Raw genomic sequence first — 25,853 nt, forward strand, 5'->3', positions numbered from 1 at the left:
TGATGGCGTAACCCTGGTAATTCGCCAGGGGGCAGCCCTCATTCCTGTTCCTTCACCATTGTTTTACCAATACTGGAACGATCACCCTCTTCAACTCACGAGTCGAAATAAACCGGCCCGCAATGGCTGTATAATCAATAGCGACCCCTCTTTTTGCACATTTATAAGGAGAAACCATGCCAGACATTCAAGCCATTCTCAAGCAAATGACCCTCGAGGAAAAAGCCGCGCTTTGCACAGGCGCCAGCACCTGGACTACGACCCCCGTTGAACGACTGGGAGTACCCGCCATCACCATGACAGATGGGCCTCACGGTGTGCGCCTTGTAGCCGATGTCAACTCATTATCTTCCCAGACTCTGCCAGCCACGTGTTTCCCGACAGCCTCCTGCCAGGCATCTACCTGGAATGTGGATTTGATCTACCAGATGGGACAGGCGATTGCTGAAGAGTGTATCGCCTTGAAGGTTGATATCGTCCTTGGTCCAGGCAACAATATGAAGCGCACCCCCCTCTGCGGGAGGAACTTTGAATACTACTCCGAAGACCCCTACCTGGCCGGAGAAATGGCATCCAGCCACATCCGGGGCGTCCAGAGTAAGGGCGTGGGCACTTCTCTGAAACACTTTGCCGTCAACAATCAAGAATTTAAACGCTTCTCGATCAACGCCGAAGTTGATGAACGCACCCTGCGTGAAATCTATCTTTCGGCGTTTGAAACCGCGGTCAAAAAAGGAAAACCGTGGACGGTAATGTGTGCCTACAATAAGCTCAATGGGGCCTATTGCTCAGAACATCATCAGCTACTGGTAGATATCCTGAAGCAGGAATGGGGTTTTGACGGCCTGGTGGTGTCGGACTGGGGGGCCGTACACGACCGTGTGGCCGCCCTGCAGGGAGGCTGCGACCTGGAAATGCCCGGCCCGCAACCTCGCCGGGTTCAGGCCGTGGTAGAGGCGGTACGATCAGGCGCCCTTGATGAAGCCGTGCTGGATGAAGCCGTGCGCCGGATTTTGAATATCATCTTCAAGGCCGCGGAAACCCCCAAGGGGGGCACATTCGATGTGGATGCCCATCATGAACTGGCGCGAAAAATTGCCGCTGAGGGAATGGTCTTGCTCAAGAACAACGGCATTCTGCCCCTGAAACAGGTAAGGCGTCTGGCTGTCATTGGGCGTTCGGCGATGCACCCCCATTTCCAGGGAGGGGGCAGCTCTCATATTAACCCCACCAGGGTCTCCATTCCATACCAGGAACTTCAGAACGCGGCACCTGAGGCAGAGTTGACATACGCCGAGGGCTACCCCGCCGATGATCGTTACCAGCCAGCATTGATTGAACAGGCGGTTGAGCACGCTCGTTCCGCTGATGTCGCTTTGCTGTTCATCGCCCTGCCCGGGTACAAAGAGTCCGAAGGCTACGATCGCCCCGACCTCGACCTGACTGCCCAGCAAATCGCTCTCATCAAAGCCGTATCTCGCGCCCAGCCGAACACTGTCGTCATTCTCAACAACGGCTCCGCCGTAACCATGAGCGAATGGCTCAATGACCCCGCTGCCATTCTTGAAGGCTGGATGATGGGGCAGGCCGGCGGAGCGGCTATCGCAGACATCTTGTTTGGAAAGGTCAACCCCAGCGGGAAACTTGCTGAAACCTTCCCGCTGAAACTCTCCGACACCCCGGCTTACCTGAATTACCCCGGCGAAAACGGCGTGGTGCGTTATGGAGAAGGTCTGTACATTGGCTACCGCTATTACGATGCCAGAGAAATGCCCGTCCTCTTCCCCTTCGGGTACGGGTTAAGCTACACGACATTTACCTATAGCAACCCCCGCGTGTCTGCATCCACCTTCAAAGATGTGGAAGGGGTTGTGGTTTCGGTGGATGTAACCAACACCGGCTCCCTGCCCGGTAAAGAAGTGGTTCAGGTCTATGTCCATGATCGGAAATCCACCCTCGCGCGCCCGCCCAAGGAATTGAAAGGCTTTGCCAAGGTCGAACTGCAGCCTGGAGAGACCAAAACGGTTTCAATTCCGCTGGACTTCCGCGCTTTTGCTTTTTACCACCCGGGGTACCGGCAATGGGTTACCGAAAATGGCGAGTTCGACATCCTCATCGGGGCTTCCTCTGCCGACATCCGTTGCACCCAGATGGTGACATTACAGTCCACCCTCAGCTTACCCAGCCTGTTGAACCGGGAATCAACCGCCAGAGAATGGATGGAAGATCCCCTCGGCAGGCCCGTATTTGAACCGGTCTTCCGGCAAATCGCAGAAGAAATGCGCCGTCTGATGGGCGCCTCCGGGCCGGAAAGCGAAGGGTTAGGCATGGATGTGATGGGTATGTTGATGGATATGCCTATCTTGAGCATTTTCTATTTCGCTCAGCAGGCTCTTCCTCAGACCCCGGAAGAGATGGTTGATCAGCTGTTATCTCAGGTAAACAAAAAGTAATAACCATTCTCATCACCATCACGGGGGCTGACAGAAGATCGATCAGCCCCCGTGAACATTATCTTTCAAGTGAATCCTTGCGAAAAGGGTTGGAGTCATCCCCGCCAAGTCACCGCAGGTTGCCAATGATCTTCAGCATGTCTTTCAGTTCCGGGCTGTTCACCGCCCTTTCAGCAGATTGAAAGAACCCCTCCAGATTCATCCCCAGCTGTTTTTCGTACACCCAGGCCTGCAAAGCCATTTCCAGCCGATCAAGTTGCCGGACAAGTCGGGCTTCATTCGTCTCGCCAGCTTCAAATTCCTCCCACAAAGCCATCCATTCGGCTCCGTTGGGTAAGCGATTCGTCACCTGCAAAACCCCTTCCCGCTCTCTGCGGTGTTTTTCATCCACCGCAACCCCATCACCTGGCGTAATATCACCGGTATAAATCTCACCAATCTCATGCACCAGGGTCATCTGCATAACCCTGTCGCGGTTTACATCTGCTACCAACCCGCTCTCTACGACCATCCAGGCGAGCAGGGTCATTCCAAAAACATGCTCCGCTACCGATTCGCAATATTCGCGAGGTACCCCTGCCTGCAACCACCCTTGCCGAAAAAGGCGCTTCAGATGATTCATTTCAAGGTATGCCGCAAGAAGAGGTTGGTTGGCCAACTCTTCCACCAGGCTGACATCGAGAGGAAATTTCTCCTCCATCAAAGAACCTCCCCCCCATGGAACCGTAACTCATACACCTTTTCACCTTCCTGCTCAATCCATTCGGTTCCCCAGAAACAAGAGAGTTGTCCCTCCCACTGACATCGATAAACAAAAGGCCCCGCCACATACGCCGCTGGCCCGCGATAGGGAGCCTCTGCCGGAACATGAAGGAGAGCATCCTTGAGAAACTGCGGAAGCCCCTCCGGCATAGATGCTACGAGAATGAACCCGTAATAATTCATGCCCCACACGGGACGGCTGTCATACCAGACGGCCTCCTCGCCGAGGAATTTCAGACCGCCCAAATAGCTATCGAGATATTGCCAGAGGCCTTCAGAGTAGGGCAAATCATGCGACGCCAGCCGTGAGGGATTCACCGGCTGCATCCCGGCAGCGTAAGTGGCGCGCTTCGCACGCATCAAAAAATCGGTTAGCTCTTTTTCGTTCTCATTCATCAGATTACTCCTTATATTATTCCCCGGGCCTTTCGCGAAAGCAGACAAGGTGCCAGAAGCTCCTTTGATCAAATAGTACTCGAAGCATGGAAAATCGGGTAGAAATAGCCCCTCTACACTTCTTTTTGGTTTGACATGCCCGTATATCCATGATTTAATGAAAACATGGGGATATTTGGAGCACCGAACATCGCCAGGATGAAAGCCCGCTCTGACCTGAAAGGGTTGCTTACCGCACTCCACTACCCCAAACATGCCGCCGTCCGGCGCGACGCCGCCACAGCCATTGCGGAACTGGCTCTGTCCCTTCCTCCGGAGCGCCTGCAACCCGCCATTCAACCCCTCATTCAGGCTACCAGCGATCCGGACTATGCTGTTGCCACCGCAGCAGTGGCCGCTCTGGCAGCCATCGGGCAACCTGCCATTCTTCCGCTTATCTCTGCCTTGCGAGCCTCTCCCGAAAAGATTCGTGAAGGGGCGGCCCGTGCCCTGGGACGCATTGGTGCCTCCATCCAGGAACCTGCCTATCTGCGCCTGTCCGTAGATCCACTGGTAAACGCCCTCAAAGATCCCGAAATGACCGTTCGCCGCGCCTCGGCGTGGGCGCTGGGACGTATCGGTGCCCGGCTTGACCCGGTTCACCGCGCATTGCCTATGGAAAACCTCGTCCTCGCCCTGCGCGACCCACAACCCGAGGTGCGAGAAATGGCAGCCTCAGCTCTGGGGCGCCTCGGCGAGGGGAGAGCCATCCGTCCACTCATTACCGCCCTCGAAGATGAGATCAGTGCGGTACGGAAGTCAGCCGCTGAAGCCCTGGAAGCCCTTGGCTGGTACCCTGTTCAGCCTGAAGAAGAGGCCATCTACCTGATCGCCATCCAGAACTGGGAACGAGCCGCCACCCTGAAAAACCCACCCGTCGAACCGTTCCTTCGCGCCCTCCGCGACCGCGATCCGGTAGTGCGGCGGTCAGCTGCCAGCGTGCTCGGGAAACTTGGCGTTCCCTCGAGTGTGGACCCGCTCATCCACACATTACACGACCCCGATACTCAAGTCCGACGGGCCGCTGCCGAAGCGCTGGAGCAAACCGGTGCCCCCCAGGCGTTACAGGCGCTATTGCACGCCTCGCAGGATTCCAACCGCGATGTACGCCGTGCCGTTCTTCGTGCCCTCGGCCATTCAAGAGATGCCCGTGCAGTTCCTGTTTTGATCCAATCTATGAAGAGCCACGAGGCTGAAATCAGCGCGGTGGCGTCGGGGGCGCTGGCGCAAATCGGAGAACCAGCGGTATTGCCCTTGATTCAACTCTTTCGCGATCCAGACAGCGAAGTGCAGAAAATGGTCTGTGCCATACTCGCCCAGATCGGCACACACGCTGTACCCTATCTCCTGGAAGCCCTTCAACAACCCTCCCCCATCGGGGAACTGGCGGCCAACACCCTCGGACAGATCGGCGATCGACGGGCGGTTTTACCGCTTATCGAAGCCCTCGACCTCCCTCACCTCACCTGTGCCGCCGCACTCGCGCTGGGAAAACTGGGCGATTCCCACGCCGTCCCCCGTCTCCTGGAGTTGCTTAACTCCCCCAGTGAAGCTGTTCGGCAGGCAGCTGCGCTGGGGCTGGGAGGTATTGGCGACCCGCGAGCCGTAGAGCCGCTTATTCAATTGTTGAAAGCCAGTGATCGGGGTACCCGCCGCGACGCCGCTGAAGCTCTTCTTCGAATGCTGCAATCCAACCGCCTGGATATTGTCCAGAAGCGGCGCATCCTGGCCCAACAGGACCGAATTACCGAGAAACATGTGGATCATAACAGCCATGTCGATAGTGTTCGCTCCTCCGATTGCCACCGAGACGAAACTTACCACCTTGATACGGGCATCGGCCTCGACATGCCCGTCAAATAAATTCATCCCAATCTGTCTAAAGGTATGGAACTTATGGAACCGGTAAAACTTGTCCTCTCTTTCACTCGCCGTTATCTCAAGGCTCTCATCATCACCGTATTCAGCATGCTGGCCCTGGTCGGCGCCCAGCTTGTCATTCCCTGGGTCATTCGCCAGCTGGTAGATGCCGTTACCACTCGACTTAATGACCCAACTACCCTCGGTTTTATTAATCAACTCACCCTCATTGTGATCCTGGTGTTTCTCGCCCGGGCTGTCCTTCAATTTCTGCGCAGTTACATGGCACACATCGCCGGGTGGAGCGTTGTAGCGGATCTGCGAAAGTTTGTGTATGAGCACCTGCAACGTCTCTCCCTGCGTTTTTACGAAGACAAACAAACCGGGCAATTGATGTCGCGGGTGATTAATGACACCGACCTGTTTGAACAGCTCATTGCTCACGCCATTCCCGATGTCTTCGTCAATCTGATCACTCTCATCGCCATCAGTGTGATGCTTTTCAACCTCAACTGGATCCTGGCACTTCTCAGCCTCGTCCCCATTCCACTGGTAGTGTTATCCCTGCGCCTGTATGCCCGATATGTGCGCCCCAAATTCGTCGAGCGGCAGCGCGTGCTGGGAGAATTGAACGCGATCCTGAACGATAATCTCTCCGGAATCCGTGAAATCAAAGCCTTTACCCGTGAGGAAGAAGAATACTGGAAGGTAGACAACGGAATCGAATCGTATAAGAACGCCAACCTGAAAGCCCTGCGGCTGATGGCCATCTTCCAACCCTTTGTTGAATTCACTTCATCCCTGGGAATGCTGGTGGTCATTTACTTCGGTGGCAGGTTGGCATTCCGGCAAATTCTTCCCGTCGCTGACCTGGTAGCTTTCTTCCTGTACCTTGAAATGTTCTACCAGCCAGTTCGCAACCTTAGCGGCGCATGGGAGGCCGTTCAAAATGCTCTGGCCGGTGCAGAACGCATCGCCGGCTTATTGAAAGAAGAACCCGAGCTGGAAAAACGGGAAGAGGCTATCGCCCTCACAGGGAAAGCCCAGGGGCACATTCGCTTCAACAATGTCTCTTTTGAATACATTCCCGGAGAGCCAGTGCTGGAAAACATCAACCTCGATATTCCCCCGAAGAAAGTGGTTGCCCTTGTCGGCCCAACCGGGGTTGGGAAATCCACCCTGGCCAGCCTGATCCCCCGCTTTTACGATGTGACCTCCGGATCCATTACCCTCGACGGGCACGACATCCGCGACCTCACTCTGGAGAGCCTTCGCCGTCAGATCAGCATCGTCCTTCAGGATGTTTTCCTGTTCCATGGAACCGTTCGGGAAAACATCCTCTTTGGCCGCCCGAATGCGACTGAGGGCGAAATGATCGAAGCGGCAAAAATCGCCAATGCTCACGACTTCATCATGAATCTGCCCGACGGTTACGACACTATGATCGGTGAACGCGGAGTCAAGCTCTCTGGCGGGCAAAAACAACGGCTCTCCATTGCGCGCGCCGTGCTCAAAGACGCCCCCATCCTCATTCTTGACGAAGCCACTTCCGCAGTGGATACTGAAACTGAGTTGCTCATTCAGCAGGCTCTCGATCGGTTGATCGCCGGTCGCACCACTATTATCATCGCTCACCGCCTCTCAACCATCCGCAATGCCGACCAGATTGTCGTCCTGGAAGGCAAACATATCGTTGAGCAGGGCACCCATGAAGAGCTTTTCGCCCACCGCGGGTTATACTACCGGCTGTGCACCATCCAACAAAAACTTGAGCCAGTTTCTCTGAATTAAAAAGCCCACTCTACAACCTGCCCGGCGCCTCATACGTCGTGAGACATTACTATTAAATCACTGCGTTCTTTCCAGCCCAGGTGCTCCCAGAACGCTCTGCCGGGCAGGTTGTGGGTATAAACGAAGATGTTGCACCTCGCAATCCCAACCTGGCGCAATCCATCAAGGCAGTGCTCTACCAGAGCCTGACCAACTCCCTTTCCACGCCACTCTGGCCTGACCGCCAGATGGTGTAAATACCCACGGCGGCCATCGTGGCCGCACAAAACTGCCCCTATGATCGTTCCGTCTGCACGAGCTACGAAACTCATACCGGGGTTCCGCTCCAGGTAAAAGGCAACGCGCGCTTCAGAATCGGTCGGTCCAACCCCAACCCCCTCGGTCTCTGACCACAGCTGATACACCTCCGGGTAATCGCTCATGGTCAATGGTTCAATCGTGTAGTTCTCGTTCATTGGGGATGACTCGCCTCCGGCACGGGAAGATTATGATCTCTGGCTTTCCGGGCTTTATGCTGCATCCGGGCAGCTTTTCGTTCAGCACGCAATGCCCGACGGGCCGCCTTACGGGCTTCACGTTCGGCTTTCAGGGCCTGCTGGCGAATATCATAGGCAGCCAGCTCGCGGGCACGGGCAATTGTCAACACAATGAATGCTCCAAATAACAGCAAACTCAAACCCATGGCGATAAAGTCATACAGGGTAAATACCCCAACACTCAGGCGAATCACCGGGTTACCGACAAAGAAGACCACCGTATTGGCCAGGATCATAATGCATCGAATTTCCGTCGGCCCAAGGCGTAAAAAGGAAATTTGAAAAACCCCCTTCACCTGGGCAAACAGGAACACCTGGATCGACATCAACAGGTAAGCCACAAGCGCCAGCCCCGCCAGTTCCATGCGCACATACGGCGACAACCCCAGAGCGAGGAAAATCAGCACTTCATCCACACTGTCCACCGCGTGATCGATATAAAACCCGTAGTTCGAACGCTCGATCTTGCGATAACGCGCCAGTGTTCCATCCAGACTGTCCCCAAACCAGTTGAGAACCACACCTAAACTGGCCAGCCAGAGGAAATGCGGGCTGAAATTGGTCAACACCAGGCTCACCGCTATCAATAAAGAAGCCAGGATTCCCAGAGCCGTCAGGTGGTCGGGCATCACCCACACTGGCATATGAGCGGCCAACCAGTTCAACGCCTTTTTTTCGAGGGGGCGTAAAATGGTTTCGATCACTCGCTGTTGGTCTTGCGGTTGATGATCCATCATAAGCTCCTTTTCTGATCCCCGCCCGGGTGATAATGTCTGTTATTTTGGAACATCTGCCATGATCTGTGGCCAAACGGGGAAGGTCATATTCCATTGTACCGGAAAACGGCGAATATTTTCTTCTACAATCTTTAAAACCCGCTCAGCGTTTAAAAGGATCTCTTCATCAGGGTCGGCACAACGCTCCATTTCCATAGGGCCATGCGCCCAGATACAATAACGCCCGTCTTTTTCCTGGGATACTCCGATCACAAAAAGGGGCAAATTCAATCGCAAAGCCAGCCGAACATGGGCTGTGGGCAACCTGGCTGGCAGCCCGAAGAAACGAGGGGCATGGCGTGATTCTGGTAGCGGACGGTCCACCCCGGTGACCACCGTTCCATGCGCTTTCAGCCGTTCGGTGGCCATCCGTACGGCTTCCATGGACGCCGGGGTGGCAAACATCCCCATTTGCCGGCGTAAATGATTTTGAACCTGATAACCACTGAAGCGAACTGCCGGGGTAATAGCCTGAAAACGCATCCCCCGAAAGGCCATCGCCCGCCCGACCAGATCATAATTGGCCATGTGGGGCAGGCAGATAATGGTGCCTTCTTCCATGCGCAAAGTGCGCTGGAAAAGCGCCTCAAACGTGGGGTCTACTTTCACCCGCGCCAACATGCCGTCCTCATCGTCCAGCAAATGATAAAAGTCATAAACACAGCGCGCGGCGTTCCGAAACATTTCGTGAACCAGCTTATCCAGCTCCGCAGAGGTTGCCCGGCAATCGTGTACCACCCACTGATTGGCTCGAGCTGCACGCACATTGGACAGGGAACGCTGCCGGCTGATAAGCGATGCCGCCAGATCAGCCACGGCGTACCCCACCCTCGGTGGAAGCACTCTCCCCAGCCACATCACCGTTTCCACACCAAAACGACTGTTGATCAACTGTTGAATGTTCATAGCGATGAAACCCTCGGCCGTATGGGATGGAGTCATGATGATCCTTCAATTTCCTGTACCGCTTCTTCAGGAGAAATCCCCCCGTACATTACCCGTAATAGACCTGAGAAATACCTGTCCATGATCAACACATTGGCATAAATCACATTGCGGATCAATGGCAGCATGGCTTCGGCTCCTCCTTCCAGGTCAACGCTGGTTTTAAAGCGGATTTCACCATCTGTAAGATCCACTTCAAAATTCCCGATGATTAACCCGTAATTGGCCCGGGTAATGAATTCTACAACCTGGTTCAATTTATCCATGGGAGTTGAGACGGGAAAGATGGAATAGAAAACAAACTGTTCCTGTTCTTCCCGCGCCTGAGCAATACAGGAAAAAAGGCCGTTCTTCCCCTCAAAGCTGGTCCTTAAAACCAGCGGGTTGTCTGTCCTGATCACCGGCCAGCCGTCTTCAAGAAAAAAATTTTCCGCCGTCTCCGTAATGCGCCCCATAAAATGGCTCTACACCTCCATTCCAGAGGATACCGTTTTACCCAGGGCTTCGAGGCTTTCGCGGTAGACCTGCCCGACCAGACCGGCAGTGATGAGGGTCAGATAAGGCATCGCCACCGCATAGATCACCGGCAGGAAAACACAGAGGACGACCGTGAAGAAAAACCCCTGAGAGATCACCTGGAAGGCTATGATCACCCCCCAGAAGAGAAACATGGCGATCAGATACCCTCCGGGATTCGCCCGAACGATCTTCCACCAGGCTTTCACCTCGAAGAGAGCAGAAAAACGTTCTTCCAGAATCATATACGTGATGGCTGGCCAGGCGACCAACCCCAGCAATAAACTCAAGAGCATGCCCACCGTGAGGCACCATCCATAAAACAGCAGTCCGCCAAACGAGGTCAGTAGAGAAGCAATCTCTTTTCCTCCTCTGGCCAGAGCAATCCCGGCGATGGATGTGCCAAAGTAAAGCGAAAAAGCGGTTGAGAAGAACAGCCCCAGCGGCAGAAAAAAGATCAACCCTGCTCCAAGCAATCGGATACCATCCACTATGAACCGGTTCCAGTCCTGCCATTCAGGGAGTTTTTCTCCTTCATCACGCACTACCTTTCGAACAACAGCCGCAAAATACCCGCCCACAAACAGCCACGGGATCACCGGTACAAGGCCACCTGCCAGCCAGAAAAGTCCCAGATAAAGGAGCTTTCGCCCCCATTCTTTGCCCCTGAGAGGAAAAAGAAACAACCCCTTCATTCCGGATATGGAAAAGCTTTCTCTCATCAGAACCCCTTTCACATCATCCAGTGGACTTTCTTAAAAATAATTCTACCCCAAACAGAGGAGCCGATTAACGAAAGCCCTGCTCCTGACGGATCAGGACGCTGGCCACATCATCCTGATACGCCAGCCTCCACCCCTGGGTTTTTAAGCGAGATGGCAACCGCGAATCAGCCGGGATTAACATAAGCCGGATATGGTACCGATTGATCAAATCCATCCAGCCTTCTTCCTGATTCATTATCCGCAACCACTCATCAATGATTTCATCACCATAGAGATCTGTTCGCCCATCCACAAAGACAGGGTATTCCGGTAGAGCGTAGATGATATACCCTCCCCAGGCATATTCATTAAACAGCCTCCCCGGTGGTTGGTTTTCGCGAATCCACGCCACCGCTTTCACCGGATACGAAGCCTGAAGAGCGCGGCTCATTTGTTCTGGCTGGCTGACGGCAAAACCCTTCACCAGGCAGGCCAGGGCCAGCAGGCCAAGGATGGAAGCATCCAGAAATAACCGGGGTTTGTTGGTTTCACCCGTGCTTCCCAGATTCACCAGTCTGTTCAAAAGTGAGTTCCCCCCCGCCTTCAGACGCTCCAGTACCTGCCACCCATACTCTGCCAGAAGCGGCCCGGTCACAATAGCAAAGGGTCCAAAATTTCGTCGTGCCATCAGGGCCAGAGTCGAAAAGACCACCGTGGCAGCTAAACCACCCCCTTCTACCTTTCTCCCCGAGAGGCCAAACGCCAGCAATAACCCTACCAGCATCAGGAGAAAAGGCTGCTGGAAAGAAACATGGAAATCGGGCGATGCCCATTCGGGAATGGCCTGTTGCAGGACTTGAACCCCAACCGTCTGAAAAGGGATTTTCCAGGTATTCAACCCGTTTGGGTTAATCAATACTGCCAGACCGCTGACCACGCTCCACATTCCCCACTGCCCAATGGAGCGGAGTGAGGGAGCATCCTGACGCCGCAAGACACGATCGAGCCCCATGCCAAGAATTTGACAGCCAAGAAGAATGAAGCCCAGCGAGTACCCGCCGTGTAAATTCGACCATATCACAAAAAGGAACGGTAAGAAAAACAGAGCCTTTCCCGCTCCACCGCGAAATTTTCGAGTCAGGCCCCATAAGATTGCCAGACACACCAGCGTAAAAAGCTGAGGTCGAGGTGACCAGACCGGTGCACTTACCGTAGCAATCAGCACGATGAGAAATGCTCGCCAGAGGGGTGGGCCACTCATCATCCAGTAAACAATGAGCAAACTGAAACCGGCCAGGCACGCCATCAGGAAACTTAACCCCACCCACCCCCCAACCCGATAGGCCCATGCCAGAACCACCTCACCCAGCCAGGAATGGTTAATCCAGGCCGCACCTGCCCGGGTATAGGAAAAAGTATCCGAAAGCACCGGATGCCCGGTTTGCAGAGTCTGTTCACCAACCGCCAGATGCCAGAACAGATCACTGTCAACCGGGGTGCGTACCGCCATAAGAAAGACCAGTTCAAAAACCAGAACGGCGAAAAAAGGAAATCGTGAAGGTTGGTTGTTCACAGCGGGCTGAAATACTCGAACAATCAAGGTACAACGGGATAAAGAAAAGGCGCTCTGCCCGGAAACCTGCAGGCAGAGCGCTGTGGGTAACGCTATTCTTTCAGGCGAACATACACATTAAACGTGCCATCGCCTTTTTTCCCCATTTCCAGTTCAAATACGTCCGGGTAGGCCTGCATGAGCAAAGACAGCTGGCGGTACCCGTATGTACGCGGATCAAAACTCGGGTCGAGCTGCCGTAACTGCGTGCCCATCACACCCAGGAAGGCCCAGCCATCGTCCTGTACGGCCAGGTCATACGCCTGTTTAAGCAGGGGTAATGGATCGTTGAGGTTTTCGTTCTCTTCAACCACAGGTTTGCCGGGTTTTTCACCCTTTCGTCTGGGTTCTTTCTCTTTAACCGGTCGCGGTTCCTTGTGAAGATTCTTCTGCAGGTTCTCGGTAAATACAAACACATCACACGCATTGACAAAAGCCCGCGGGGTGGTTTGCTTCCCGATCCCCATTACAAAAATACCCTTTTCGCGAATACGTGTTGCCAGGCGGGTGTAATCACTGTCACTGGAAACCAGGCAAAACCCATCTACCCGGTCCTCGTACAGGATGTCCATCGCATCAATGATCATTGCGCTATCGGTGGCATTTTTCCCAATGGTATACCGGAATTGCTGGATGGGTTGAATGGCGTAGGTCTGTAACACGTCCTTCCAGCCGCTCATATTGGCGGTCGTCCAATCGCCATAAATGCGGCGAATAATCACCATTCCATATTTCCCGGTCTCCGCCAGCATATTGCTGATCAGCGAAGGCTGAGCGTTATCCCCATCAATTAACATGGCCATTCGCCTTGTGCGGGTTACGGGTTGTTCTTGCTCCATATATTAATTATTCTATATCTCCCATCTATTAATCTTACATTTCATCACAGACAATTCTATCATGCTTGGAGAGTAAATCACGTCTCATCTCTCATTCGGAATTGCACAAATAGCCCGATCATCCCAAGGATCAACCAGACCAGCATCACCCACAGGCCGCGTGCCGGGTTGGTACGTAAAACATCCAGAATGGCTCCCGTCAACCCGCTCACCACACCCGCCGCCCCCAAAAAGGCTGTCGAGGCACTGATCATGAATTTCTGAAAACTGATAGAAAAACCTCCGATGATCAGTCCGAAGACAATCATCATCACCACCTGTAGTGGAGAAATCAACCGCGGCGGGAAAGTCATCCCAGCCAGTTCAGAGAGCGCCCGCACCGAAACCACCCCGCCCGAAATTTCCAGGTAGGCCCCAAAAATAAGCCCTATCAACGCCCCCATCGCCCCGCCTGAGACAAACACTGTCACGTAATAAAGCGGAGCAGCCACCAGAGCCCCAATAACCCCGCCTATCAGGAAAGCAATCACCTGAAACAGGGTTTGTTGCGCCAGAGGAGTCTTTAGAATCATCGGTATAAAAAACAAAACGATCGTGCCGCCCAGAATGAATCCCCACAGGGGCAACATGGAACGGAAAATGCTGTACCCCATAAAACATACCATGAATCCAAAAATAACCAGAACAACGCTCAGCGGTGTGATCATTTGACCCCTCCCAGGTACATCATCTTTGCCTTTTCATTCTACGGAATTCATGTGCCCTGTGCAATGATTTTTTTCTGGAATTCCCGGCCAATCGTTTTCTCTCATTCATTCACCTTATACAAAAAGGCGATAAAATTTGTGAAAATAGGCGCAAAGCAGGTGTATAATTCAGGCAAATAACGCTCTAAAGAGGTAAAAAATGAAAGCTTTTGTCGATCCTGATACCTGCCTTGGCTGTGGGGTTTGCGAAACTATCGCCCCGAACGTTTTCAAACTGGGTTCTGAACCTTATGCTACCGTTCTGGTGGATAGCGTAGCCCCGGAAGATGAAGCCGCTGTGCGCGAAGCCATGGAGTCCTGCCCTGAGGGTGCCATCACCATCGAAGAGTAAGCAAGCGATAGCCACAATATCCTATTCTGTATTTTTCAAAAACGCACTCACCAGCCGGTTGAACTTCTCTGGTTGTTCACGCATTGGCCAGTGACCTGCGTTTTCAATCACCACAAGCCGCGCAGCGGGCATCCGTTGGGCGGCCTCTTTCACATCCGACAGGGGCACCAGCCGGTCTCGATCGCCGTGGATGATCAACGTCGGCGCTCGAATTTCTCCTACCCGATCCAGATAACAGGTTAACACCCGGTCGGGTAGCATTTCACGCTGCTGAAACCTCAAAAAAGCGCGTTGCCCCGAAGGATTCTGGACTGCCGTAAACACTTCATCCAGCAGAGATTCTGAAATGTTCCGCGCGTCAGCAAAGATCTGTGCCAGGCTCCAGCGCGTCAACCAGTGGCTTCGGCGGGTAAGCGCCCAGCTCCATTCCATCAGCCACGAAGCCCGCACCATCCAATAACTGAGTCGATGAAAGGGAGCTTTGCGCTGGAAGCCATAACTATCTACCAGCACCAGCTTTTGGACACGCTCAGGATGGGTGAGCGTAAAATGAATCGCCCCACCGCCTCCCATCGAAACTCCCACCAGACTGGCCTGGCGCACTCCCCACTGATCCATAAGGTCACTCAACCATGCGGTCAGGCTCTCAAAAGAATATTCCCCGGGAAGGTTGTCACTCTCTCCATACCCGGGCCAGTCCGGCGCAAAAACGCGGAAATCCCTGGACAAATGGGGGATGAGTAACCCCCACGAAAGCATTGCCGAGTCAGCCCCTCCTCCGTGAAGCAACACAACCGCCGGTCCCGAATTACCCGCCGTATAGTAACGAACACGCAACCCCTGAAGCCAAACTACCGACTCTTCCATTTCCCTGATCGTCCCCCCTTTGAAGGCTATTACAACTGCACCAGGGCACGTATTAGAGCACTTAACTGGTCAGCCTCAACACAGGCATCGATGATTCTCTGTGCTATTTCTACGCGTGAACCTTCCACCTTTCCGAGACCCAACCATTCAGCCAGACGGGTAAGTGCGCCTTCCTGAAGATGGGCCCCAAGGGCTGTTGCCAGAAAAGCCCGGTCTACCTCCGCACGCACCCCACCGGCTTCTGGCTCAAGCCGAAGTGCCCCATCCAGAAGCGGAGTTATTTCTCCGGTTGCAAGATCGTAGAATCCCACTTCACTTTCTCCGGGGATTTCTGCCACATCGGTTAACAACGGCATTGTGGCCGCACTGCTGCCTTCCATCGTTGCGGGCACCCCCTCGTAACTCAAACCATTGGGCATGGAGATCACACGAAGAATGCGAAATTCCTCACTGGTGCGCATTAACAATCCCTTACTCCCCGGCAAAATAATGCGTTCTTTTCCCTCCGGCGTTTCTACTTCAGCATTGATGAACCTGAGACTGTATGCAGGACGTTCCAATGCCTCAAGGGTCATCCTGGCCAGCGCCTCGCGCCCCTCCGGGCCTATGGTCACCCCTGTATGCCCTGCCGCAAGAAGGCTTGCCGTAAACATCACCCGTCCCAGCAATCCGGTTTCCATCAGACGGGCAGAAAGCCGCAGGCTCCCATAGGTTTGATCATAAACGACCAGAAAAGGTTGCCCGTATTCAATGGCTGGTGGCCGATCCTGCTGGAAACTATCCGTTGCCCAACCCAGATCTTGCCGGTCGAAAGGGACCAGCAGTAAAAAAGCCTCGTAGACCAGTTCGGCCAGCACAGGTGGGTAAACCCCCGGCGCCTCAAGTACCGGATGGGTAACCAGCACCCCGGTCGTAAAGAAATTCCGGTTGAAAAATGGCTGATCCTGATAAAACCCCAGCTCACGCGGCAATGGATAGGGATAGATACTTTCCTTTCCTCCCCTTTGCTCAATAACCCCGTTGATCGTCTCACGTACCAGAATCTGGCACTCCATGCTCACCAGAGCATCTTGCTGTACTGCCTTAAAAATACCTGCGGCATTCACCCGCGGGAAAACTCTCTCCGGCAGACGGCTTGGCCGGGTAGTATAGCGTTTCTCTCGCCGCACCTGCACCTGCCGGGTTTTCAAATTGACTCGAATCACCCGGTAAGGTTGCGCCGCATAATAGTATATGGCACCCGGGTAGGCTTCTCGCATCAGTTGCCCAAAGGATAACGTTCCCAGTGAAGTAGATGACGGCCCCTGAGCGCGCTCAACCTTAAACTGACTTTCCACCTCGCGCAGTGGAAAAACGTAATTAGGACGGTCACGGGCTTCATTCTTCATGCCCTGCAAATCTCGGGGGGTTTCTCCTGCCCGTTCAGCCCGACATAGCTCTAAGAAATGTTCTGGCCAGCGCACCAGGCTACCAAATTGAGACTCCGGCAAATTGCGAGCCTGAAGTACCATGGAATGCTCTCCGCCGGGCCTGGCCAGGCAGAGTGCATGAATATACTGAATCGGTCGATTCTGTAAATACAAAGCACTTTCAGCCAGAGGTCTTTCAAAAAGGCTTGGCGGATTTGCAAACACCGCCCGATCATAAACATCCCCGCCATTAATCACAATTACCGTTCCAGGCCCTGACCGCCCAATGCGCCCGATCCGTTGTTGAAGGCTGGTGGCCGAGGTGGGCACGCCAATCAGAACACAGGTATCCAGGTCTGGAATATCCATTCCCAGCTCCAGAGCACTTGTGCTTACCACCCCCCGTAAACTCCCTTCGGTAAGTTTACTTTGAATCAGATTGCGGTCATGCTCTTCATACCCCGCACGATACGGTAAAACATTCAGCTGTGCCAGGCGAATTCCGAGCCGTTCTTCAGGTAAAATTTCACTTTCACCTTCCAGGTCACCCTTGCCGGCCGCCGTATCTCGCTGCACCCGCGCCAGGATCGATGAAATCAGCTCCACCTGTTTCCGGCTATCCACAAAAGCAATAAATCGAGCCTTCTTCTCGTTCGCCAGGTAATCCAGGTATTGCACCACACCATCCAGAGTCCGGCTTTGGTCTGGCGGTTCAACGAGTGCTACCTCCAGCGGATAACGGGGAGAGGTATCCACATCACTCCCTACCAGCTGAAAAGATAAACCCATTAAATTTTCAAGGTGTTGTTCAGGGTGAGCAATGGTGGCCGAGGCACAGATAAAGCGCGGCTTCGCCCCCATCATCGATAACAGGTGCCTCAGCCGCCTGAAAAGATAAGCCGCATTAGATCCAAACACCCCGGTATAGGCATGAACCTCATCAATGACAATCAGTTCCACCCTCGAAAGGTAATTAATGACCGCCTTTTGATTCAGGTTAGAAAACAACCAGGCGTGAATGATGTCTGGAGTGAACACGGTCACCGGAGAACGTTCTAAAATTCCAAGACGCATGGCAGGGGGCACATTCCCATCAATCCGGCCAACGGTCGCATCCAATCCTGCCAGCTGAAAGGCACGCTCCCAGCGCTCCCTCTGTTCATTTCCAAGAGCTTTCATGGGATAAATGGCCATCACCCGCGCATCAGGATGGCGAGCAAGTAAATCCAGCGCCGCGGTCTGAAAAACCAGGCTTTTCCCCGACGCCGTACCCGTGGTCAGGCAGACAGGCTCACCAGCCAGGGCTGCCCGGAGGGCAATTTTCTGATGGCGGTAGATTCCTTCACCGTAGGCCTGCCTGAGGAAGCGCACTGCCAGCTCCGTTAGCGGCAGATCTTCGATTCCTTCGCGTACCGCTTCGCGTCCGGCGGTATGCAAAATATCCACGATCTTCCATCCATGGGTCACAAAAAATTCCGTATTCATCCCAGACAATCCATTTCACCACCGAACGTTCCCAATATCTGCTTACCTTACAGAGGGTGTGAACCCTTCTGCTCCATTAACTTTACACCCACTCGGCATTCTGACCCAGTGTTTTTCGTGGAATGAAAGCTTAATCCAGAGGAGGAAGAGGAGCTGTACCGGGCTTCCGAGACTCCCCACCATTCAAAGATTTTTCGGCTGAAGGGGCTTCATTGCCTGCCGCTGTCCCTGGGGCGTTTTCACTATTCGCCATAAAATCTGCCTGGATGCGCCGCAATTCCCGTGAGACCTCGGGGTAAAGCTTGCGCACTTCCTGAACCCATTTTTTGATCTCATCTAACGGCACAGTGAGGTCTTCGTGACGGGTAGCCCTTTCGATTTGCTCCAACTTTTCAGCAAGTTTCCATGCGCCGAAATTGGCACTGCTTGATTTCAATGTGTGGGCCGATTGGTGCATCTTTTTCCAGTCTCTGTCTTTGAATGCTGTTTCTAATTCATGAATCAGAGTGGCTGCATCTCCCAGATAAATGCCTATGATCCCGGCGATAACCGAGCCGCTTCCCATCACTTTTACCCAGCGATCTATCGCTCCGTGTTGGATCATTCCCTCATCTTGCTGGTGAGCCTGGGGCGGGGGCAGCAACTGGACAGTGACCACGCTTGGTTTGTACCCCACCAGAGCGTTAATCAAATCTTCAATTCGGATGGGTTTGCTGATGTAGGCGTCCATACCGATGGCCAGAAAGTGCTCCCGGCTTGTTTCCAGTGCATCGGCTGTGAGCGCAATAATATACGGTTGAAACTGCACCGGTAGTTCCTCACGTATCCGTCGGGTGGCCTCTTCGCCGTTCATTACTGGCATATGCACATCCATCAGAACGACATCATACGCCCCGCGCCCGCTGTTAATGCGCTCTTTTACTTTATTGACCGCCTCTAACCCATTCGACGCCAGATCTGCCCTGTATCCAAGCCTGGAGAGCATGAGCGTGGTCACTTTCTGATTGACCACATTGTCTTCCACCAGCAGAATGCGCAACGGGTACTGGCTCGCCATATTTTGATCCAGCATGATCTGGGTAGGTTTAGGCATGGGCTCTGCTTCCACTTTGGAGCTGAAAAGGGAAAGCAACGCTTCACGCAGGCGCATCGGCTTAACCGGTTTGTAAAGCACCCCTTCGGTCTTCTCAAGGGGTTCATCTTCCTTACGACGGTTTTGAGGGGTCGAAAGAATCACCAGGTGAATCCCTTCTGCCCGCTGGCGAATCTTGCGCTCCAACTCAAGCATGTCATCCAGAATGCACACATCCGGGCGTGGCCCTTTTTCAATCATTTCAAGGCAGGCTTCCGATGTTGCCGCCATGCTCGCATCCATCCCCCAGATCTCTGCATACCGCGCCAGAACGCTACGGGTGTATGGCCCCGGGCTGGCGATGATCACACGCTTTCCCTGTAATTCACTCGCCTGGCTCATCCAGGTCTCTGCCAGACGCTGTTCAATATCGGCCTGAATGGTAAAGTGGAACGTCGTCCCCAGCCCTTCAACTCCCTGGCTCTCGGCCCAGATAGAGCCACCCATCAATTCACACAATTGTTTACTGATCGCCAGACCCAGCCCGGTTCCCCCGTATTTCCGTGTCGTCGAAACATCCAGCTGGTGGAACGGATGAAACAGTTCATCCATCTTCTCACGCGGAATGCCAACCCCCGTATCACTGACCGAGAAATGGTACCGGCAATGATCTCCTGTGGGTCGCTCAGTCTGACCTTCTGGAAGCTCCTCCCAGATACGCAGGAACACCCCACCCCGATCCGTAAATTTGAGACTGTTGCTGAGAAGATTGATCAAAATCTGGCGTAACCGGGTGGCATCTCCGATCATTTGCACCGGAGTTCCCGGCTCAATAAAGTAGGCCAGATCAAGCCCCTTTTCAATCGCTCGAGGCACCTGCATTTCAACCGCCGCTTCCACACACTCCCGCAAATTGAAAGGATGGTGTTCCAGTTCAAGGCGCCCGGCCTCGATTTTAGAGAGATCAAGGATATCGTTGATCAGTGCCGCAAGGGTTTCAGCACTGGTACGAATAATCTCAACAATCGCCCGCTGATCCTTATCCAGATCGTTATCCAGCAACATGGCGCTCATCCCAATGATGCCATTGAGCGGCGTGCGAATTTCGTGGCTCATGGTTGCCAGAAAACGCGTTTTCGCCTGGCTGGCATTTTCAGCGGCCTCCAGAGCCTGCTGTGCCTGATCACTCAACTTCTTGTATTGTTCCTCACGCTTCTGGACAAATTCGCGGGTCTGTGCCTCGCGGATGGCCACAGACCATATTGCCGCAAAGGTTTTGAGCAACTCCAGATCGTGCTCTCCGAATAACCCGGAGCGGCGGTAATCCTGAATCAGCCAGGCTCCACGCCAGCCATCTCCGATCAGAAGAGGAACCCCCATGCACGATTCGGGAACAAGATCGGTAATAGCCTGACCCTGCTCGCGATAGAACTGAGTCACCTTTTCCCGACTGGAAAAATGAAATGTTTGCCCGGACTCAACAATCGTTCGTGCAACCAGCAGATCATGCTCCGGGTTGATCAGTTCTTGTCGGACGCCCCCCACAAAATGCAGGCTCTTCTCGGTCATCTGTTCCTTATTGGCAAGATAAAGCAGCCAGTCTGAGGCCCTGAAGACCTGTTGTACAATCACGTCCGCTCGTTCTGCCAGCTGGTCAAGCGGAAGCTCCCGGTTTATCTCACGGCTGAACTCCCTGAGCCATTCAACCGTCTGTTCCCCCCGCTTAAGTTCGTTTAATAGCCAGCCCTTCTCCAGAGGAACCACCGCTCGCTCGATCACCAGGCGAATTTGATCTTCACAACGCCCGGTTAAGCCCTCCTGCCTCGGGCTCGCAAGGGTGATCATCGCCGCCACCTTTCCATTCAACACCAGCGGGATGCCAATCCATGAGCCGGGGTTCTCCCCCGGGTGCTCACCGCTGAGTCCGGCTAGAAGGTTAGAATCTGCAGCACATTGTAAGTTCCGGCTGTCGAAAACAGATTGGAGAAACGGATTATCTCTAATCACAATGGCACGAGGGCCAACCGTTGAGCCGTTCCCATACTCGCTCCTGCCAAGGGAATGAACAAGCAGGGCTACCTCCCCGCGTACGAAGAACACATTTCCTACCTTACAGCCAGTCACCTCACAAAGGCTCTCCAGCACCCGTCCCAGAGCACGGTGAAATCTCTCTTCTCCAGTCCTTTCAGAAATGCTGTGTAATTCCTCTTCAATCTGCCCTGCCAGCCAGGTAGCTTTTTCGGCTAAAACCCGCCCGGTTGCATCGTGAATCACTTCAAGAACAACCGGAAGGTCGTTCACCACAGGATGAACACGCCTGACCTCGAGCGCAAGGAACGCTCCATCCGCTCCGCGGGTTAAAACATACGCTGGTTCGGGTTCGTTGGTGAGGTTGGTTTCGCTCAGTGAGTATAGATTTCCTCGCTCCATTCCGATCAGGCGCTCACGGGGGAGGCCAAAGAGGTCAACCGCTTGCGGGTTGGCATCGGTTATCCTGCCAGCTGAGTCGATGGTCAAGATGGCATCGCGGGTCTGTTCGAAAAGCGCGCGAAAACGAGTTTCACTAACCCTTGCGGTTTCCTCCACCTGCCTCAACCGGGTGACGTCCATCAAGAAAATCGACCAGCCGAAGAAAACTCCTCGTCGATCGTGGATGGGCGAAATACTTGTGTGAAAGATTAAAGAGCCGCCCTCCCGCTTCAGGACGACCTCCTGCACTGGTTCCAGCTCCCTGGTTGACAGGCGCACCTCGGGCAGTACCTCTCGCAGGGGCACCCCTACCAGCGATTGTGCCGACCGACGAACAAGGCGTTCGAATGCGGGGTTGACTTGAACAATCTGCTCCTCACGGTTGACCAGCACAACGCCATCCGAAGCGTGCTCGTAGACATCCGCCTCAACCACCTGAGACACTTCCATACGTTGATTATCCAGCAAGCTTCGTGCCAGGCTGAGTCCCCCCAGACTGAAAGCCAGCACAGCCATTCCCTGGTATCCCTCATCAAAAAGAATGGCCGCGAACGCCAGCAACGAACCCAGCAATACTGCAGCCACTCCGGGGGGCACAAAGGTAATACGCCAGCGCATCCTCAACAGCCGGTCGCCCACCACGATTAAAAAGTACATTCCCACCAGAAGTACCGCCGCGGAATAGACCAGATGGAGTAAATAGAGCGGGGTTGGAGTCAGACGTAACCAGGGGCTGGTTAACGTCCGGTGCGGCTCCCAGTGCCACATCCAGCCATGCAGCCAGTTACTCATTCCCAGGATCATGGCAAGAAACGGCTCACCCATTAAAAGCGGTTTGGTAAAACGACTGCTCGGCCAGTGCAGCCCGCTAAAAGCGATAGAAAAAAGCAGGAACGCCGTGGGAATGCCCACCCAGCCCGGTACGGCCAGGTAAGCAAAAAATTGTTTGGTCGCAAGTTGTGGAAACGAGCCAGCCGCCACCTGAAAAAACCCCCACCAGGCCACACTTGCGAGGAAAAACTTCAACGCATAAGCCGCCGGGGTGGCCAGGTGGCGCCAGATAAGGAATAAAATTCCTCCACCTGCAAGCACGCAGGCCAGAAGGGAAGGAAAAATCGTGAGAATCCCCGGCCAGGCAGGCAATCGCCACCTCTACTAATCTATGACTGACGTATTACCACTTTACCATATTCCCCCTGTAGCCGGGTATTCTCTGTACAGGAAAAAATCAATCTGCAATGCACCTGCAATGCATCTTACTCGCCTTATTCAATCCGGGTCACCACCTCCACCCCATTGAGTGCCATGTGATACAGGAATATCCCGTGAAACAGATCACCGGGATGAGGTAGCAGGTTCTGACTCCGGGCTACCTCCACCGGCAAGTCATACGTGTCCACACCATCTACGGGTAAAATCACCCGCCGTGAGAGCTGACGGGCGTTGGCATCTAATCGTAAATGCATGGCCAGTTGATAGGTGCACAGATCCGTGCAATCTCCAACTACCACAAAGAGGTCCACTTCAGGGTGGCTCTCAACCCATTGATTCAGGCCAGTGTTCAGCCCTGAGTGAATGGAATTTTTTGGCATTTGAAGCATTTGCCCGAAAAATGGCAATTGTTTGAATCGATCTACTGGTTCGGCCTCAGCCGTGCCTCGAACACAGTGTGGCGGCCACTGCGCGAACTCCACCGCATCGGGTTCGTGGGTATCTTGAATCAGCAGGATATTTCGCACCCCTGCCTCCCAGGCCTGTTCGAAGAGCCGGGCAATCGGCTCCACAATCTGCCCAACCCGCGGGCTGGCCAGCGGCCCGAAAGCGCAAAAACCATTGATCACATCGACCGAGACGATGGCCACGCGTGATGGATCACGAAAAACCTCTTCGTTCTTTAAAGCGGGCAACTGTTCTACCCATTCAGCCAGATAGACCATAAAAGCCTGAGATTGCTCGTTCAGAGATGAAATGTTCATCTTTACCTCCTAAAAGAACCCGACTTGGTGTCAATATGACACTTATTGTAACCCCACAGAAAGTACTGTCAAGGTGATAGACAGAATATAACGAAAGAAAAAAAGATTTACAATCTTAAAAATAACCATTGCAATCTATCCTTGATTTTGTTATGATATCAACAAGATTTTGTTCGTCCAATGAAACCATCAAAGCAAGGCGGCGATGATCTACAGGTCAGAATTGGTCGCTTCTCGATTGTCCGAGCAGGCCTGCAGGGAGCCAGTAGCGAAACCGGCCTCAAGCGCCGGTTTTCCATTTGGAGGATGGCCGTATGACAGCACAAGGCACTACGTTTTCTTCAATCACGCACCCTCAAGTAGGAATCGATCTGGATGAGGTTCAGCAATCGTCCCGGCAAACCGTCCTGGTTGTCGAAGACGAACCAGATACCGTCTTCCTTCTGAAGCAAATCATCCGCATGGCCGGATACAACGTTTTAAGCGCCTCCAATGGGTTTGAGGCCATTCAGAAATGTCAGGACGCCCATCCCGATATCATACTCCTTGATCTCATGATGCCCCAGATGGATGGCTGGGAGGCCTACCAGCACCTGAAGAAAATCACCGATGTTCCTGTTCTGGTCATCTCTGCCATTTCCAACAAAGAAGAAGTCGTTCGGGCGCTTCACATGGGAATGGACGATTACATCACTAAACCCTTTGTGAACGCCGAAGTCATCGCCCGCCTGCAGGCCGTGTTGCGACGCGCCCGCCCGATGAAAGAGATGAACCGCATGGTCTTCCCTGAGCCGGGGCTGGTAATTGACTTCGATACCCAGGAGGTTATCCTCCAGGATAAACACATCCAGCTCACAGGAAAAGAATTTTCTATTCTGGCGGTACTGGCTCGTAAAGCCCCCGACGTGGTGCATTATCGCACGATCGCTGAAGCAGTTTGGGGCAAAGATAGCGGGCAGGTGCGAAACCGGATTAAATACCTGGTCTATCTGCTTCGTCAAAAACTGGAGCAGGCCGCAGGTCAGGGCGACCTGATCCAGAATATCGATCGGCTCGGTTACAAACTAAATGCCGGGCGGTAAACATTTCATTACCATTGCAAACAAGAGATTCTAACCATAATGCTAACCGAAGTACTTGACGAACAACATGTATTCGGTTATTATAGGTAATGTTTATCGAAATTGTTTTTCCTTAACAATTGAAACCTTGATTTTTTTCGAAGGCGGCGATGAAAGGCGTTTCTTGATGATGGTCGCTTGCTCACCCAGTGTGAGCGGAAACGCACCGAGCCAGTAGCGAACCCGGCCTGATCCATCCATACACGTTGTGCCCTGGCACAACGTGAACCTGTTTTTCTTGATGAGGTAGGGTATGAACAAAACTGGTCGGTATCTTCTCAAGTTATTGAGCCGCATTTCGTATACTGGCGGGGTGATTTTACTGCTGGCCGGCACCCTGCTATCCATGGTTCAAACGACCGCCTACGCCGACACCCCCCCGGGTCGTCAGCTCCCTGGCGATTCGAACCGGCAGATCAGCCTGCCCACTCAGCCGTCTGCAAGCGATTCGGGAGGTTCATCAGAACCCCCCCCACTGCTTCATCCCAAAGACGCACTTCAACCAGAGATGAGAAACCAGGCTCCCCGTGGGCCTTCGGGAAATTCGGCTTCGGCGCCCCAACCCGGACGGCAACCGGCCCAGCGCCAGGCGCTTTCGCAAGCGGTAGTAATCCAGGTGGAACCGAACGACCCGCCATTTGTGCTTTTCGACGACCCCGATTATTCGATCTGTCAGCTTGATCCCATCGATATTACGGTGAGTGGAACGTATCATTTACAACCGGGCCAATCGGCTTATGTTCAATGGCATTTCTACGTCGTCAACCCCGGGCCTCCTCCTCAATCCTTTGATTACATCCTCCTTGGCCCATTCCAGGGCGATGGCACCTTCTCGGCAACGGGCCGCTGGCCCGGCGTTCAACCCGGCAACACGGTGGTAGAAATTCACTTTGGTGCGGCGTTAATCGACGCAGTCACCATGAACCCGATCGGTACCAATGACGGCCTGGATATTTACTGGTATCCATGGGTTTGCACTGCGCCCACTGCCTCTCCCACCCCCACGAACACCCCTACCTTCACCGCTACACCCACTGAGACCAACACTCCTACCCTCACCGCTACGCCCACTGAAACCAACACTCCTACCCTCACCGCTACACCCACTGAAACCAACACCCCTACCT

19 protein-coding genes and 1 pseudogene are annotated in these 25,853 nt (G+C 53.7%); 6 read left to right on the forward strand and 14 right to left on the reverse strand.

All coding sequences use genetic code 11. The annotated features are described in order from the left end of the window. Positions 1 to 176: 176 nt before the first annotated feature. Entirely contained in the window at positions 177 to 2,453 is a 2,277-nt protein-coding gene (locus ATHL_RS10645) for a glycoside hydrolase family 3 C-terminal domain-containing protein (protein ID WP_062193359.1), read from the forward strand. Between the two features lie 109 nt (positions 2,454 to 2,562). Here the strand turns inward: ATHL_RS10645 and ATHL_RS10650 are convergent, their stop codons facing one another. Then, positions 2,563 to 3,153, reverse strand: a complete 591-nt coding sequence (locus ATHL_RS10650) for an HD domain-containing protein (protein WP_062193362.1) — start codon at positions 3,151 to 3,153, stop codon at positions 2,563 to 2,565. Beyond that, positions 3,153 to 3,611: a DUF5680 domain-containing protein gene (locus ATHL_RS10655; RefSeq protein WP_062193365.1), complete on the reverse strand. Its 459-nt coding sequence runs from the start codon at positions 3,609 to 3,611 to the stop codon at positions 3,153 to 3,155. Before ATHL_RS10655 ends, ATHL_RS10650 begins: the two co-directional genes overlap by 1 nt. Positions 3,612 to 3,776: 165 nt before the next feature. Between ATHL_RS10655 and ATHL_RS10660 the strand changes: the two genes are divergently transcribed. Together ATHL_RS10660 and ATHL_RS10665 are read left to right on the forward strand one after the other, a co-directional pair. Further along, positions 3,777 to 5,513, forward strand: coding sequence for a HEAT repeat domain-containing protein (locus tag ATHL_RS10660; RefSeq protein WP_084001365.1), 1,737 nt, complete (start codon positions 3,777 to 3,779; stop codon positions 5,511 to 5,513). A gap of 33 nt (positions 5,514 to 5,546) precedes the next feature. Beyond that, on the forward strand, positions 5,547 to 7,301 hold the full coding sequence (locus tag ATHL_RS10665) for an ABC transporter ATP-binding protein (protein WP_062193369.1): 1,755 nt from the start codon (positions 5,547 to 5,549) through the stop codon (positions 7,299 to 7,301). A gap of 29 nt (positions 7,302 to 7,330) precedes the next feature. Here the strand turns inward: ATHL_RS10665 and ATHL_RS10670 are convergent, their stop codons facing one another. The 8 genes from ATHL_RS10670 to ATHL_RS10705 form a co-directional block, all read right to left on the reverse strand. Continuing rightward, positions 7,331 to 7,756 (reverse strand): GNAT family N-acetyltransferase, encoded by a 426-nt coding sequence (locus ATHL_RS10670; RefSeq protein WP_062193372.1) that lies wholly within the window; start codon positions 7,754 to 7,756, stop codon positions 7,331 to 7,333. After that, complete coding sequence (locus ATHL_RS10675) at positions 7,753 to 8,574, reverse strand: CDP-alcohol phosphatidyltransferase family protein (RefSeq protein WP_084001366.1); 822 nt, start codon at positions 8,572 to 8,574, stop codon at positions 7,753 to 7,755. Before ATHL_RS10675 ends, ATHL_RS10670 begins: the two co-directional genes overlap by 4 nt. Before the next feature lie 39 nt (positions 8,575 to 8,613). Beyond that, positions 8,614 to 9,555 (reverse strand): lysophospholipid acyltransferase family protein, encoded by a 942-nt coding sequence (locus tag ATHL_RS10680; RefSeq protein ID WP_062193378.1) that lies wholly within the window; start codon positions 9,553 to 9,555, stop codon positions 8,614 to 8,616. Then, positions 9,552 to 10,013 carry a type III secretion system chaperone family protein gene (locus ATHL_RS10685; protein WP_062193381.1) on the reverse strand — a complete coding sequence of 154 codons (462 nt, stop codon included), beginning with the start codon at positions 10,011 to 10,013 and terminating at the stop codon, positions 9,552 to 9,554. Before ATHL_RS10685 ends, ATHL_RS10680 begins: the two co-directional genes overlap by 4 nt. 9 nt (positions 10,014 to 10,022) lie before the next feature. After that, complete coding sequence (locus ATHL_RS10690) at positions 10,023 to 10,769, reverse strand: DUF4013 domain-containing protein (RefSeq protein ID WP_062193383.1); 747 nt, start codon at positions 10,767 to 10,769, stop codon at positions 10,023 to 10,025. A gap of 94 nt (positions 10,770 to 10,863) precedes the next feature. Continuing rightward, positions 10,864 to 12,351, reverse strand: a complete 1,488-nt coding sequence (locus ATHL_RS10695; protein ID WP_114679494.1) for a hypothetical protein — start codon at positions 12,349 to 12,351, stop codon at positions 10,864 to 10,866. Positions 12,352 to 12,443: 92 nt separating this feature from the next. Further along, positions 12,444 to 13,229 carry an NYN domain-containing protein gene (locus ATHL_RS10700; protein ID WP_062193389.1) on the reverse strand — a complete coding sequence of 262 codons (786 nt, stop codon included), beginning with the start codon at positions 13,227 to 13,229 and terminating at the stop codon, positions 12,444 to 12,446. Positions 13,230 to 13,306: 77 nt separating this feature from the next. Next, positions 13,307 to 13,936 carry a TM7S3/TM198-like domain-containing protein gene (locus ATHL_RS10705; protein WP_062193391.1) on the reverse strand — a complete coding sequence of 210 codons (630 nt, stop codon included), beginning with the start codon at positions 13,934 to 13,936 and terminating at the stop codon, positions 13,307 to 13,309. Positions 13,937 to 14,135: 199 nt separating this feature from the next. Here ATHL_RS10705 and ATHL_RS10715 point away from each other — a divergent pair, with 199 nt between their 5' ends. Next, complete coding sequence (locus ATHL_RS10715) at positions 14,136 to 14,327, forward strand: ferredoxin (protein WP_062193396.1); 192 nt, start codon at positions 14,136 to 14,138, stop codon at positions 14,325 to 14,327. Between the two features lie 21 nt (positions 14,328 to 14,348). On the opposite strand, the gene ATHL_RS10720 is transcribed toward ATHL_RS10715, so the two are convergent. The 4 genes from ATHL_RS10720 to ATHL_RS10735 all read right to left on the reverse strand — a co-directional run bounded on the left by ATHL_RS10720 (position 14,349) and on the right by ATHL_RS10735 (position 23,605). Continuing rightward, the gene (locus tag ATHL_RS10720) at positions 14,349 to 15,194 is read right to left on the reverse strand and encodes an alpha/beta fold hydrolase (RefSeq protein ID WP_084001368.1); all 846 of its coding nucleotides are present in this window, start codon (positions 15,192 to 15,194) and stop codon (positions 14,349 to 14,351) included. Positions 15,195 to 15,223: 29 nt separating this feature from the next. Further along, complete coding sequence (locus ATHL_RS10725; protein ID WP_062193402.1) at positions 15,224 to 18,088, reverse strand: DEAD/DEAH box helicase; 2,865 nt, start codon at positions 18,086 to 18,088, stop codon at positions 15,224 to 15,226. 130 nt (positions 18,089 to 18,218) lie between these two features. Continuing rightward, positions 18,219 to 22,772: an ATP-binding protein gene (locus ATHL_RS10730; RefSeq protein ID WP_062193405.1), complete on the reverse strand. Its 4,554-nt coding sequence runs from the start codon at positions 22,770 to 22,772 to the stop codon at positions 18,219 to 18,221. 122 nt (positions 22,773 to 22,894) lie between these two features. Next, positions 22,895 to 23,605 (reverse strand): cysteine hydrolase family protein, encoded by a 711-nt coding sequence (locus ATHL_RS10735; RefSeq protein WP_062193407.1) that lies wholly within the window; start codon positions 23,603 to 23,605, stop codon positions 22,895 to 22,897. Between the two features lie 314 nt (positions 23,606 to 23,919). On the opposite strand from ATHL_RS10735, the gene ATHL_RS10740 reads away from it, so the two are divergent. Beyond that, positions 23,920 to 24,687: a response regulator transcription factor gene (locus ATHL_RS10740; RefSeq protein WP_062193410.1), complete on the forward strand. Its 768-nt coding sequence runs from the start codon at positions 23,920 to 23,922 to the stop codon at positions 24,685 to 24,687. Between the two features lie 292 nt (positions 24,688 to 24,979). Beyond that, positions 24,980 to 25,853, forward strand: a pseudogene (locus tag ATHL_RS19150) (hypothetical protein); the annotation flags it as partial.

This window comes from Anaerolinea thermolimosa, from assembly GCF_001050195.2.
GTDB lineage: Bacteria > Chloroflexota > Anaerolineae > Anaerolineales > Anaerolineaceae > Anaerolinea > Anaerolinea thermolimosa.

Excerpts from the sequence above, each read along its gene's own strand:
- ATHL_RS10645 (WP_062193359.1), top strand. The coding sequence starts at position 177 with ATGCCAGACATTCAAGCCATTCTCAAGCAAATGACCCTCGAGGAAAAA.
- ATHL_RS10650 (WP_062193362.1), bottom strand. The coding sequence starts at position 3,153 with ATGGAGGAGAAATTTCCTCTCGATGTCAGCCTGGTGGAAGAGTTGGCC.
- ATHL_RS10655 (WP_062193365.1), bottom strand. The coding sequence starts at position 3,611 with ATGAATGAGAACGAAAAAGAGCTAACCGATTTTTTGATGCGTGCGAAG.
- ATHL_RS10660 (WP_084001365.1), top strand. The coding sequence starts at position 3,777 with ATGGGGATATTTGGAGCACCGAACATCGCCAGGATGAAAGCCCGCTCT.
- ATHL_RS10665 (WP_062193369.1), top strand. The coding sequence starts at position 5,547 with ATGGAACCGGTAAAACTTGTCCTCTCTTTCACTCGCCGTTATCTCAAG.
- ATHL_RS10670 (WP_062193372.1), bottom strand. The coding sequence starts at position 7,756 with ATGAACGAGAACTACACGATTGAACCATTGACCATGAGCGATTACCCG.
- ATHL_RS10675 (WP_084001366.1), bottom strand. The coding sequence starts at position 8,574 with ATGATGGATCATCAACCGCAAGACCAACAGCGAGTGATCGAAACCATT.
- ATHL_RS10680 (WP_062193378.1), bottom strand. The coding sequence starts at position 9,555 with ATGACTCCATCCCATACGGCCGAGGGTTTCATCGCTATGAACATTCAA.
- ATHL_RS10685 (WP_062193381.1), bottom strand. The coding sequence starts at position 10,013 with ATGGGGCGCATTACGGAGACGGCGGAAAATTTTTTTCTTGAAGACGGC.
- ATHL_RS10690 (WP_062193383.1), bottom strand. The coding sequence starts at position 10,769 with ATGAAGGGGTTGTTTCTTTTTCCTCTCAGGGGCAAAGAATGGGGGCGA.
- ATHL_RS10700 (WP_062193389.1), bottom strand. The coding sequence starts at position 13,229 with ATGGAGCAAGAACAACCCGTAACCCGCACAAGGCGAATGGCCATGTTA.
- ATHL_RS10705 (WP_062193391.1), bottom strand. The coding sequence starts at position 13,936 with ATGATCACACCGCTGAGCGTTGTTCTGGTTATTTTTGGATTCATGGTA.
- ATHL_RS10715 (WP_062193396.1), top strand. The coding sequence starts at position 14,136 with ATGAAAGCTTTTGTCGATCCTGATACCTGCCTTGGCTGTGGGGTTTGC.
- ATHL_RS10720 (WP_084001368.1), bottom strand. The coding sequence starts at position 15,194 with ATGGAAGAGTCGGTAGTTTGGCTTCAGGGGTTGCGTGTTCGTTACTAT.
- ATHL_RS10725 (WP_062193402.1), bottom strand. The coding sequence starts at position 18,088 with ATGAATACGGAATTTTTTGTGACCCATGGATGGAAGATCGTGGATATT.
- ATHL_RS10735 (WP_062193407.1), bottom strand. The coding sequence starts at position 23,605 with ATGAACATTTCATCTCTGAACGAGCAATCTCAGGCTTTTATGGTCTAT.
- ATHL_RS10740 (WP_062193410.1), top strand. The coding sequence starts at position 23,920 with ATGACAGCACAAGGCACTACGTTTTCTTCAATCACGCACCCTCAAGTA.